This is a genomic window from Longivirga aurantiaca (assembly GCF_042660085.1).
Taxonomy (GTDB): Bacteria; Actinomycetota; Actinomycetes; order S36-B12; family CAIYMF01; genus Longivirga; species Longivirga aurantiaca.
Genome location: NZ_JBHSTI010000012.1, coordinates 1 through 12,066 on the forward strand (window position 1 = coordinate 1; position 12,066 = coordinate 12,066).

Genomic DNA, 12,066 nt, shown 5'->3' on the forward strand with positions numbered 1-12,066 from the left:
ACGACGACGTCGACGACACGGGCCTGTCCGGACTCGCGCTCGTGCAGCGCGAGCTCGGCGGCACGGTCATGACCGAGTACGACAACGGCTGAGCCGGACGGGATCACTGTGTACGAGGGCGTTGTCCAGGACCTGATCGACGAGCTCGGCCGACTTCCCGGCGTCGGGCCGAAGAGCGCTCAGCGCATCGCGTTCCACGTGCTGCAGGCCGAGCCCACCGACGTCCGCCGGCTCGCGCACGCGCTCATCGAGGTGAAGGACAAGGTCCGGTTCTGCGCGGTCTGCGGCAACGTCGCCGAGGACGTCGAGTGCCGCATCTGCAAGGACCCTCGTCGCGACCCGTCGGTGCTGTGCGTCGTCGAGGAGCCCAAGGACGTCGTGGCGATCGAGCGAACGCGGGAGTTCCGCGGTCGCTACCACGTGCTCGGCGGCGCGATCAGCCCGATCGAGGGGATCGGGCCCGACGACCTCCGGGTGCGCGAGCTCATGATGCGCCTGGCCGACGGCAGCATCACCGAGCTCATCCTCGCCACCGACCCCAACCTCGAGGGCGAGGCGACGGCGACCTACCTCGCGCGGCTGACCAAGCCGCTCGGGCTCATCGTCACCCGCCTTGCGAGCGGCCTCCCCGTGGGCGGCGACCTCGAGTACGCCGACGAGGTGACGCTCGGCCGCGCGTTCGAGGGACGTCGACGCGTCGAGTTCTGACACGCTGTCCCCATGAGCGACCAGGTGCACGACCACGACCTCGACGAGGATGCGGCACCCGCCGACCTCGCGGACCTCTCCGACCACATGGCGGGCGCCGCCGCGCAGTTCGTGCGCAGCGTCGAGGCGGTCGCCGGTGCGGGCGTGCCGGACGAAGCGGTGTCGATCCTGCTGCTCGAACTGTCCTCGCTCCTCGCGGCCGGTGCCCCGCTCGGCGCGATCGAGGACGTCGTCCCCGACGAGCGGTTCGAGCCCGACGCCGGTGCCGAGCCCGACGTCGACCGCCTGCGCAACACGCTGCACGAGCTCCTCGGCCCGGTCGACGACTACGTCGAGGTCTTCGACCCGTACGCCGGCCCCGAGGTGATGGCCGCGCGGCTGTCCGACGACCTGTCGCAGATCACCTCCGACCTGCTGCACGGCCTGGCCCACCACGCGGCCGGCCGCCCGCTCGAGGCACTGTGGTGGTGGCAGTTCTCCTACCTGTCGACGTGGGGCCCGGCGGCCTCGGCAGCACTGCGCGCGCTGCAGTCGCTCGTCGCGCACGTGCGGCTCGAGGTGCCGATCGACGCCGACGTCGACGCCGACGCCGCGCTCTGACGACGCCGAGAGATCACGCTCCGTATGCGCGGTTCGCGCATCGGACAGCCTCCCGGCGCTCAAGCGGGGCCGTGGCATAGTCGATCCTCAGGAGGGGACCGTCCTCGCTCGTCACCGCCGGTGACGAGGGCGGCCCGGGAGCGGGGAAGCCTGTGCGCGGACTGGCCCGGTCGGCAGCGGCCACGGCAGTGATCGCGCTGTCGGCTGCGCTGCTCGTCGTGCCGGCAAGCGCCGTCGCCGTCCCGCCCTCAGCGGTCGACGACTCCGTCACCCTCCCCGGTCGCACCGTGGTCGTGGTGGACGTCCTCGGCAACGACACGTGGACCGGCACGCCCGACCTCGTCGTCCCCCGTCGCAACCAGACCGGCGGCCCGGAGCACGGCAGCGCCACCGTCACGACCACGACCGTCGACGGCGTCGAGCGGCCCGCGGTGTCGTACGACCCCGACAACAGCTGGTACGGCGTCGACACCTTCACCTACACGCTCACCGACGGCTCGGGCCGGGACGCGGTCGCGACGGTCACGGCCACGACGACCCCGGTGCCCCCGACCGCCGGGCCCGACGCCGCGACCACTCCGCCCGGGGCCGAGGTGCGGATCCCGGTGCTCGGCAACGACAGCGACTCCTACGACGAGAGCCTGACCGTCACCTCCGTCGCCAACCCCGCGCGCGGCACGGCCGTCATCGACGGCAGCGATGTGCTCTACACGCCGGACGACGGGTGGAGCGGCACGGAGACCTTCAACTACCGCATCACGTCGGCGACGGGCGCGACCGCGGTCGGACCCATCACGGTGACCACGCTCGCCTCCACGCCCGGCCACTCCATCACGGTGTCGGCCACGCCGACCGTCATCGTCCAGCGCTACCTGGGCTTCAAGGGCGCCGTCGACCCGCTGGACGGCGGCCCCGTCACCGTCACCGTGCAGCGCAGGACCAGTGCCGGGTGGAAGACCGTCACGACCACGACGGCCAGGTCGAACGGGTCGTGGTACGTCCTCATCAAGCCGGACGTCGTGGGCACGATCTCCTGGCGCGCGCGTGCGGTCTGGGCCGACGGGTCGTCGTCCGTCGCGGAGACGCAGAGCACCGTGACGGCCTCGGCCGACGCGGTGGTCTCGGGTCCGCTCACCCGCTCGTCCGTCCCGTACTCGTACCGCAACGGCTGCCCCGTCGGTCCGTCGCAGCTGCGCCGGATCTCGGTGAACTACTGGGCGTACGACGGCACGGTGAAGCGCGGCGACATCATCGTGCGCTACTGGGCCGTCGACACCATCCGCGCGGTGTTCAAGAAGTCGTTCGACGTGAAGTTCCGCTTCAAGACCATCCGACCGGTCGACTACTTCTACGCCGGCGGCACGCGCAGCCCGAGCGGCTCGGACATCGCGGCGATGAACGCGGGCAACACCTCGGCCTTCAACTGCCGTCCGGTCACGGGCAACCGCTACCGCATCAGCCAGCACTCGTACGGCAACGCCCTCGACATCAACACCTTCGAGAACCCCTACGTCACCTGGTCGCGCGTGTACCCGGCGGCTGCTGAGTACCCCTACCACCGCTTCCGCAAGTACAACCTCGACGACCACGGCGTCATCTCGACGTACTCCGTCGTGGCCCAGACCTTCAAGGCGTTCGGGTGGGTGTGGGGCGGTCGCTGGTCGCCGCCGGACTACCAGCACTTCAGCAGCAATGGCGGCTGACGCACGCCTCCTGCGACGCGGCGCCGTCTCGGTCCTGACCGCCGGCGTCGTGCTCGCCGTGGGCGGGTGCGGGGGCTCCCCGGAGCAGCAGGCTCCCGAGCCGACGCCCTCGGTATCGTCGGCCACGCCGTCCCCGTCGCCGTCTCCGAGCGCGAGCGACGCGAGCCCGTCGGCCTCGGCGACCTCCGGGACGCCGACCGCGTCGCCGTCCGGCTTCGACCGCACCGCGACGCCCGCGACCAGCAGCGGCCCGCTGTCGGGCAGCGCGCTCCCCGACCCGCAGGTTCTGGGGTCCGGCTGGGTGGCGCGCGTCGACCCCGGCAGCGCGGAGGACGGCTACACCGGCAACGGCACGCCCGTGATCGCCCGCGACCCGAAGGATCTCGCGCAGGCGATCCTGCCCATCGGCTGCGCGGACGCCTCGGTGTACGGCGTCGCGCCTCCCGTCGCCGAGCACGCGCTCGAGGTCGACTACGCCTACCGCGCGACCGGCGCGCACGGCATCGCGCTCGCGCTCGACTTCGGTGACGAGGCCACGGCGCAGCGGTTCGTCTCGGTCTACACCGGCGCCCTGAAGCGCTGCACGCCCGGCGAGGGCGGATCGATGGTCGTGACCGTCGCGCCTGCGCCCCCTGGGGCGTTCGCGAGCGTGCAGACCGACGGGGCGTTCGGCACCACCTGGCGCGAGCTCGTCGTGCGGACCGGCGCGGTGGTGCGGCTCGTCGCCGTCGAGGGGAAGTCCACGCCCGCGCGCCCGTGGTCGCAGGTGCTGGCCTCGCTCCCCGCGCTCTGACCGTCCCAGCGGACCTGTGCGCGACCGTGAATCCTTCGCCCGGGACCCCCGGAGACCGCGTCTGCGAGGGCCGTTCGTCCGCCGTACCGGGATCCGAAACGGAGATCCCACCATTCGGACGCGAGGGCTGTGCGATTTATCCCGCCGGTACGATGAGCGCGATTCCTGACCCTGTCGGCACCAGCACGTGAGGCGGACCCCCACCGTGGGACTCGTGGTCCAGAAGTACGGCGGCTCCTCGGTCGCCGACGCGGAGAGCGTCAAGCGCGTCGCACGGCGCATCGTCGAGACCAAGAGGGCCGGCGACGACGTCGTGGTCATCGTGTCCGCGATGGGCGACACGACCGACGAGCTGATCGACCTCGCCGAGCAGGTCAGCCCCAACCCCGCGCCACGCGAGCTCGACATGCTCCTCACCGCGGGTGAGCGCATCTCCATGGCCGTGCTGGCCATGGCGATCAACGACCTCGGCTTCGAGGCGCGGTCCTACACCGGGTCGCAGGCTGGCCTCATCACCGACTCGACGCACGGCAAGGCGCGGATCATCGACGTCACGCCCGGCCGCATCCAGTCGGCGATCGCCGACGGCGCGATCGCGATCGTGGCCGGGTTCCAGGGCGTCGCGCAGGACACCAAGGACATCACCACGCTCGGCCGCGGAGGCTCGGACACCACGGCCGTGGCGCTCGCGGCCGCGCTGAACGCCGACGTCTGCGAGATCTACACCGACGTCGACGGCATCTTCACCGCCGACCCGCGCATCGCCCCCGCCGCCCGCCAGGTGCCGCGCATCACCTACGAGGAGATGCTCGAGCTCGCGGCCAACGGTGCGAAGGTGCTGCACCTGCGGTGCGTGGAGTACGCGCGCCGCTTCGACCTCCCCATCCACGTCCGCTCGTCGTTCTCGAACAAGACGGGCACGTTGGTGGTCTCCGACACGTCCGCACCCGAAGGGGAAGCAGTGGAGCAGCCGATCATCGCCGGAGTCGCGCACGACCTCGGCGACGCCAAGGTCACCGTCGTCGGCGTACCCGACCTTCCCGGCAAGGCGGCCGAGATCTTCAGCGCCGTCGCCGAGGCGGGCGTCAACATCGACATGATCGTGCAGAACGTGTCCGGCTCGAGCCGACGCACGGACGTCACGTTCACCTGCCCGATGGCCGACGGCCAGAGGGCGCTGTCGGTGCTGGAGAAGGTGAAGTCGGACATCGGCTTCGACGACCTCACGTACGACGACGGCATCGCGAAGATCTCGCTCGTGGGCGCCGGCATGCGCTCGCACCCCGGCGTCTCCGCGACCTTCTTCAACGCCCTCGCCGAGTCGGGCATCAACGTCGAGATGATCTCGACGTCGGAGATCCGCATCTCGGTCGTGACGCGCGCCGACTCCGCGGGCGAGGCCGTGCGCGCCGTGCACACGGCGTTCGGCCTCGACGGCAGCGGCGAGGCCGTCGTCTACGGCGGCACCGGCCGCTAGCGGCACCACGACGCAGGATCCGGGCGGTCTCCGGCAGGAAACCGGGCGGACCCCATCGACCCGTACGACGTAGCGTGGACGCCAGTCCGCACGAGGAGAACCTGATGCGCAGCAACCCCACCGTCGCCGTCGTCGGCGCCACCGGCCAGGTCGGCGCGGTCATGCGCCGTCTGCTCGAGGAGCGCGACTTCCCCCTCGGCGAGATCCGCTTCCTCGCCTCGGCGCGCTCGGCCGGCACGACGCTGCCGTGGAAGGGCCGCGACATCGTGGTCGAGGACGCCGCCACCGCCGACCTCACCGGCATCGACATCGCCCTGTTCTCCGCGGGCGGCTCGACCTCCAAGGCCCTCGCCCCGAAGTACGCCGAGGCCGGCGCGATCGTGATCGACAACAGCTCGGCCTGGCGCATGGATCCCGACGTGCCGCTGGTGGTCAGCGAGGTCAACCCTGACGCCGTGGCCGATGCGCGCAAGGGCATCATCGCCAACCCGAACTGCACCACCATGGCCGCGATGCCGGTGCTGCGCCCGCTGCACGACGAGGCCGGCCTGCGCCGCCTCGTGGTGTCGTCGTACCAGGCGGTCTCGGGCTCGGGCCTCGCCGGCGTCGAGGAGCTCGACACCCAGATCCGCGCCGCGGTCGAGCAGGACACCGCCGGGCTGGTGCACGACGGCAGCTCGGTGATCCTGCCCGAGCCGAAGAAGTACGTGCGCCCCATCGCGTTCGACGTGATCCCGCTGGCGGGCTCGATCGTCGACGACGGCTCGTTCGAGACGGACGAGGAGCAGAAGCTGCGCAACGAGAGCCGCAAGATCCTCGGCATCCCCGAGCTGCTCGTCAGCGGCACCTGCGTGCGCGTGCCGGTCTTCACCGGCCACTCGCTCTCGATCAACGCCGAGTTCGACAGCGCACTGTCGGTCGAGCGCGCGTTGGAGCTGCTCGGTGCGGCACCGGGCGTCGTCGTCACCGACGTGCCCACCCCGCTCGAGGCTGCGGGCAAGGACCCGTCGTTCGTAGGCCGCGTGCGCCAGGACCAGTCGGTCGCCGACGGCAAGGGCCTCGTGCTGTTCCTCAGCAACGACAACCTCCGCAAGGGCGCGGCGCTCAACGCCGTGCAGATCGCCGAGCTCCTGGTCGCCCGCGGCTGACGCTGCTCGGCACGAGGAACGCGCTTCGGAGCCTCAGCCCCCGCCTCGGCCGGCGGCTCAGCCGCCCGGCGGCGTGCGGAGCTGCTCCGCCAGCCGGATGTGCCCAGTCAGCTGGGCGATCCCCTGCTCGATCCGGTCGGTCGTCATGGGCCTGACGGCATCCGCCACGGTGCCGCTGTCGACGTCGCCGAGGGCCTTCGCCAGCCACTCGAAGTGGTCCCAGAGGTCGGGTGATCCGTACTCCTCACGGCACGCCAGCACCTCGGGTGCCATGGCGGCCCACCACCCGCACACGTGCGCGCCCAGCGTCATCTTCATGACGCGCAGGTTCATGTGTCCGCCCTGGGCGAGCGTGCCGACGTACTCCCAGTAGTTGCACGTCTCCCACGCCACGGATTCCCGCGGGATCCGGCCGTCGCGGATCTGTTCGTACGCCGTCCTCCTCATGCGCAGCATCTGCTCGCTGCCCCATTCGCGGACGATCTCCAGCAGCTGCTCCCTCGCCACGGTGCTCGCCTGCAGCCTCAGCTGCTTCCAGATGGCGATGAAGGTCACGGCGGTGACGAGGCCCGTGAGGGCCGTCCAGAACCACTCCGAGCCCGGGCCGAGCAGGGACGCGCCGTCGGTGTTGATCACGTTCATGGCGACCACCTCGGGACTGGTGCCAGGACCTCCCGCGGAGGTGCTGCTGGCTGCGCCGTCGATGCTGCCGCCTCGGCTCGGCGCTGCGCCGGGAAAGCCGGGAGTTGCTCGGCCTACCGGCGGCGAGCCGCCTCGAGGGCCTCACCGATGGCCACCGCACCGGCGCGCGATTCGTCGACGGTCACGGCGAACCGGCGGCCGCCCTCGAGCCCGAGCACGATGCCGGGCCCGCGCCGGATCACCGCTGCCGACGCGCGCGCCCACGGGATCCAGCGGTAGCCCCAGCCGCCCCACTCCATCGGATCGATCTGCCCGGCGCTGACCTCGCGGATGTCGGCGAGCGCAAGAGTGCGTCGCGGCCAGCCGAAGGGGCCGTAGGCGACGACGACGCGGTCGTCCTCGACGCGCATGACGAGAGAGCTGAGCAGGTAACCGGCGACGCCGACGACGACCGCGACGACCACGAGGAGCCAGCCGATCCAGGCGGGTGCGCCCGTTCCGCGGGTCGCGAGGAGGAGCGCCCCGCCGACCCCGCCGATCACGAGCACGATGCCGAGGCTGAGGAGGGCGAGCCCCCGGCTCGCGCAGCGGCCCGTCCAACGCGTCACGGCGTCGACCCTACCGAGCGTGCGGCGACCACTCGTCCGGGGAACATCCCGATGATCGGCCGCACACCGGTGGGCTCGTGGGTAGTCTGCGCCGGTGCGACTGATGCTGCTGGGAGTCCGAGGGTCCACCCCCGCGCCGGGCGAGGACTTCACCCGCTACGGCGGTCACACCTCGTGCGTGGCCGTGTTCCATGACGGCAGCGACGTCCCCGCCCTCGTGCTCGATGCCGGCACGGGGCTGCGCGACCTCACCAAGGTGCTCGCGGGGGCGCCGTACCGCGGATCGATCCTGGTGAGCCACCTGCACTGGGACCACGTGCAGGGCCTGCCGTTCTTCGTCGCGGGCGACCGGCCGGACGCCGAGGTCGACTTCTACGTGCCCGCACAGAACGCGCGGACAGGCCGCGATCTGCTGGCCGCCGCGATGGCGCCGCCGAACTTCCCGATCACGCCCGAGGGCCTGCAGGGGAAGTGGACCTTCACGGCGCTCGAGGCCGGCTACCACCAGGTCGCCGGCTTCCGGGTGCGCGCGACCGAGGTGAAGCACAAGGGCGGTCGCACGTTCGGCTACCGCGTGAGCGACGACACGGGCTCGATCGCCTACCTGCCCGACCACATCACCTCCACCGGCGTCAGTAACGAGGTGAAGGACCTGATTCACGACGTCGACGTGCTGCTGCACGACGCGCAGTTCGTGGAGAAGGAGCGGGCGCTGTCCGACGCCTACGGGCACTCGACGGTCGATGACGCCATTGCCCTCGCCCGCGAGTGCGGTGCGCGTCGGTTGGTGGCGTTCCACCACGGACCAGCTCGCACCGACGACGCGCTCGACGCGCTCGTGGTCAACCACGCCGACGAGCCCTGGGTGTCGTTCGCCCGTCAGGGCGACGTCGTCGTCGTCGGCCGTCCCGCCTAGTCCGCGCCGGGGGTCGGCCGCTGTCAGGCGAGCAGGTCGCCGGCCTCGTCGAGGAGGGCCCGGCCCGCCTGGCGGCCGGACTCCACCATCCGGTCGAGCTGGTGGAACTCGAGCAGGCCGACGCCCATCGACGACGGCGTCACCACGATCGCACCGGCCGCCCGGGCGTGCGCGACGGCGCCGCCGCTGCCGATGAACAGCGAGCGCATGAGCGTCTCGCCGATCGCCGGCACGCGGATGCGCTTGGGTTCCGCCGGCACCGTGCCCGCCACGTGCGGCCGCGCGTCGCCGCCCATGCCGATGTTGACTGCGATGATCGGGCCCTCGTCGCGCTCGGTCAGGACGTGCACGGGCAGGTTGTCGAGCACACCGCCGTCGGCGAGCAGGCGCTGTCCGTCCGGCCGGGGCGGGAACATGCCCGGGATGCTGAGCGACGCCATCACCGCTGAGGTGAGGTCTCCCGTGCGGTGCACGTACGGCGTGCGCGATTGCAGGTCGGTGCTCACGCAGCGGAACAGGATCGGCAGCTCCTCGATGCCGATGCCCGTGAGACGGCGGCGCAGCGCCTTCTCGGTCTTGCGGCCCTTCACGAGCGCCGCGGTGGGGAGCGTGTAGTCGTCGAACGGGTTGTTGCGCACGAACTCCTCGTGGCACATCTCGATCGCCGTGCGGGCGTCGATGCCGCGCGCATGCACCGCGGCCATGATCGACCCCTGGCTCGCGCCGACGACGCGGTCGACGTGGATGCCGGCGTCCTCGAGCTCGAGCAGGATGCCGAGGTGCGCGAACGCGCGTGCACCGCCGCCGGCCATGACGATGCCGACCGACCGTCCGGCGATGCGCCCGGCGAGCGCGCGCGTGCCCACCGAGAACGGCGCCTTGGTCTGCGTGATCCGGTACGGCGCAAGCACTTCCTGCCAGGCGCGGATTCGCTCGCCGGGCACAGGGGCACCGACGAGCACGAGGTCGACGTCGGTGCGTCCGAGCGGTGCCTCGACCGGCACGGGGGCGTCGTGCGCGGCCACGAGCACGAGCAGGTCGGCCTGGCGCACGGCCATCGCCCACCAGGCGGCGTCCGGGTCCTCCGCCACGATCAGGACACGGTCGTTCTCCCGCTCGGCCCGCTCGAGCGCGGCCGGCTCGACCTGGCCGGGCCGGGCGACGCGCAGCGACGTGGCCGACAGGTGGCCGTCGATCGCGTCCGCCACTGCGGAGGCCGGTGCGCCGCGGTGCAGCGCCGCGACGGCGATGAGCCGCGGCTGGGGCGGCCGGCCGGCAGGTGCCGGGGCGGCGTCCTGAAGCTGCGAGGCGAGCACCCCGGTGAGGGCACGCAGCGCGCGCGGGTCGCTGCCGACGACCTCGTCGAAGGTCGACTGAGAGACGCGCAGCAGGTGGCTGTCGCGGCGCGCGCGGATGGACGCCGACCGCGTGCCGCCGGTCAGCAGCGCCAGCTCGCCGATGACAGCCCCGGCGCCGACCTGGCGGACGACGTTGCCGTCCTGCTCGACGTCGAGAAGGCCCGCGGTGACGACGTACACGTCGTCGGCGGGGTCTCCTGCGGTGAACAGCAGCGTGCCCGCGGCGAGGTCGAGCTTCTCGGCCCCGGCCTCGAGGCGGCCCCGGACGTCGTCGGGAAGCCGGGAGAGGAGCGGTGCGGCCGACAGCGCGCTCGCCGGGGCAGCCGAGGGTGCGGGGGGGTCGGGCACCGAGATGGCGGGCGGACGCACGGAGTCGTCGTCGGCGTCGTCCTGGGTGTGAGGCGCGACCTTCCCGATGAAGAGCGCGATGAGGGCTGTGGCGACGAAGCAGATGGCGGAGAACACCCAGCCGTGGCGCAGGCTGTCGACAGTCGAGGTGGGCGACGGCGTTCCCACGATGACCACGAGGATCGCGATGCCGAGCACCGCCCCGATCTGGCGCGCGCTCGAGTTCACCGCGGACGCCGTTGCGAACCGACCGCCGGGAACCGCCGCGAGCGCTGCACTTCCGAGGACGGGCAGGGTGGCGCCGACGCCGATTCCCGAGAGGATCTGGCCCGGCAGCCACGCGCCCCAGAAGTCCGGTGTGACCTCCACCCGCGCGACGTACCAGACGTAGGCGAGCGCCCAGACGATCGCGCCGGGGATGATCACCAGCCGGTAGCCGCGGGTCTGCGCGATCGGCCCGAGTCGCGAGGCGAGGATCGCCGCGACGAGCGCACCGGGGACGACGGCGAGGCCGGACACGACGATGCTGTAGCCCCAGACGTACTGCAGCCACAGGATGTTCGTGAGCAGGTAGGCGTAGAAGCCGACGCCCGCGACGATCGTGGCGAGGTTGCCCACCACGAAGGGGCGGATGCGCAGCAGCGCCGGGTCGAGCAGGGGCGAGCGGTGCCGCTTCGAGCTCACGACGAAGGCCGCGCCGAGCAGGACCGAGCCGAGGAAGCAGCCGATCACCGCTGGGCTGGTCCACCCCCAGTCCTCGCCCTTGACGATGCCGAGGGTGAGGACGCCGAGCATGAGCGCCGAGATCGTGGCGCCCAGCAGGTCGGGGACGCGTCGGCGCCCCGGCGCCCGGCTCTCGACCAGGGCCCGCTTCGCAGCGATGACCGCCGCGATCCCGAACGGCAGGTTGACGAGGAAGGCGAGGCGCCAGTTGCCGAGCTCGACGAGGGCACCGCCGATCGGCGGCCCGAGACCCGAGGCGAGGGCCGCGGACGCGCCCCAGAGGCCGATCGCGTGCGCCCGCTTCTCCGCGGGGAAGGCCTCGACCACGAGGGCCAGGGACGCAGGGACGAGCACCGCGGCGCCGAGGGCCTGCAGGACGCGGAACGCGACGAGCACCTCGACGCTCGGTGCCACCGCGCACAGCACCGAGGCGAAGGTGAAGATCGTGACGCCGTTGATGAACGCGCGCTTGCGGCCGAGCAGGTCGGCCAGCCGACCCGACACGACGAGGAACGCCGCGAACACGATGCTGTAGGCGTTGAGGATCCACGACAGCGTCGAGATCGTGGAGTCGGGGAACGACTCCCGGATGTTGGGAAACGCGACGTTGACGATGGTCGCGTCGAGGAACGCGAGGAACGCCCCGAACGAGGCGACGAGCAGCACCGTGCGCGAGGAGACGCGTGGGCGCACCCTCGTCTCGGGCAGCGCAGCAGCGCCAGCAGCGGTCACGTGCACGTGTATCGCCCTCTCCCCGGTTCCCCGGCGGGGAGCATGTCACCGTCACCCGTCCGCTACGCCGCGTTTCGGTGAATCGGGGTCTGTGTCGGGCCTCCGGTGACGGACGACGACGAAGTCGTCAGGTGCGGCGTCCGCGGCGTGTCGGCGTGCGGCGCAGTCATCGGTCGTACGGCGGCCTTCGGCCGCGGTCCCTGCGGTCGTACTCGGTCTCGGGGTGACAGGAGCCGTCCCGCGGGACCGCGGCGGGCGCCGGCGCCGCTGGGCAGCGGGCGCGGCCTTCGGCCGAGAGGGGCTGGCGCGG

10 protein-coding genes are annotated in these 12,066 nt (G+C 72.1%); 7 read left to right on the plus strand and 3 right to left on the minus strand.

What is annotated here, in order from left to right:
• Window positions 1-108: 108 nt before the first annotated feature.
• The 6 genes from recR (at window position 109) to ACFQGU_RS15590 (ending at window position 6,429) form a co-directional block, all read left to right on the plus strand.
• Window positions 109-708 carry a recombination mediator RecR gene (gene recR / locus ACFQGU_RS15565; RefSeq protein ID WP_386768468.1) on the plus strand — a complete coding sequence of 200 codons (600 nt, stop codon included), beginning with the start codon at window positions 109-111 and terminating at the stop codon, window positions 706-708.
• Between the two features lie 12 nt (window positions 709-720).
• Window positions 721-1,308, plus strand: a complete 588-nt coding sequence (locus ACFQGU_RS15570; protein WP_386768470.1) for a DUF5063 domain-containing protein — start codon at window positions 721-723, stop codon at window positions 1,306-1,308.
• A gap of 152 nt (window positions 1,309-1,460) precedes the next feature.
• On the plus strand, window positions 1,461-3,011 hold the full coding sequence (locus ACFQGU_RS15575; RefSeq protein ID WP_386768472.1) for an Ig-like domain-containing protein: 1,551 nt from the start codon (window positions 1,461-1,463) through the stop codon (window positions 3,009-3,011).
• Entirely contained in the window at window positions 3,001-3,804 is an 804-nt protein-coding gene (locus ACFQGU_RS15580; protein ID WP_386768474.1) for a hypothetical protein, read from the plus strand. The genes ACFQGU_RS15575 and ACFQGU_RS15580 overlap by 11 nt, the downstream gene beginning before the upstream one ends.
• A 205-nt stretch (window positions 3,805-4,009) precedes the next feature.
• A complete protein-coding gene (locus ACFQGU_RS15585) occupies window positions 4,010-5,281 on the plus strand; it encodes an aspartate kinase (RefSeq protein ID WP_386768476.1) in 1,272 nt (423 codons plus the stop codon).
• A gap of 104 nt (window positions 5,282-5,385) precedes the next feature.
• Window positions 5,386-6,429 carry an aspartate-semialdehyde dehydrogenase gene (locus ACFQGU_RS15590; protein ID WP_386768478.1) on the plus strand — a complete coding sequence of 348 codons (1,044 nt, stop codon included), beginning with the start codon at window positions 5,386-5,388 and terminating at the stop codon, window positions 6,427-6,429.
• A 57-nt stretch (window positions 6,430-6,486) separates the two neighbouring features.
• On the opposite strand, the gene ACFQGU_RS15595 is transcribed toward ACFQGU_RS15590, so the two are convergent.
• Both ACFQGU_RS15595 and ACFQGU_RS15600 read right to left on the minus strand, forming a co-directional pair.
• Window positions 6,487-7,071 carry a DUF4760 domain-containing protein gene (locus ACFQGU_RS15595; RefSeq protein ID WP_386768480.1) on the minus strand — a complete coding sequence of 195 codons (585 nt, stop codon included), beginning with the start codon at window positions 7,069-7,071 and terminating at the stop codon, window positions 6,487-6,489.
• Between the two features lie 113 nt (window positions 7,072-7,184).
• Window positions 7,185-7,679 carry a hypothetical protein gene (locus tag ACFQGU_RS15600; protein ID WP_386768482.1) on the minus strand — a complete coding sequence of 165 codons (495 nt, stop codon included), beginning with the start codon at window positions 7,677-7,679 and terminating at the stop codon, window positions 7,185-7,187.
• A 103-nt stretch (window positions 7,680-7,782) separates the two neighbouring features.
• Between ACFQGU_RS15600 and ACFQGU_RS15605 the strand changes: the two genes are divergently transcribed.
• Complete coding sequence (locus tag ACFQGU_RS15605) at window positions 7,783-8,595, plus strand: MBL fold metallo-hydrolase (RefSeq protein WP_386768486.1); 813 nt, start codon at window positions 7,783-7,785, stop codon at window positions 8,593-8,595.
• 23 nt (window positions 8,596-8,618) lie between these two features.
• Here ACFQGU_RS15605 and ACFQGU_RS15610 read toward each other — a convergent pair whose 3' ends face one another.
• A complete protein-coding gene (locus ACFQGU_RS15610) occupies window positions 8,619-11,756 on the minus strand; it encodes an MDR family MFS transporter/patatin-like phospholipase family protein (protein WP_386768484.1) in 3,138 nt (1,045 codons plus the stop codon).
• Window positions 11,757-12,066: the final 310 nt, after the last annotated feature.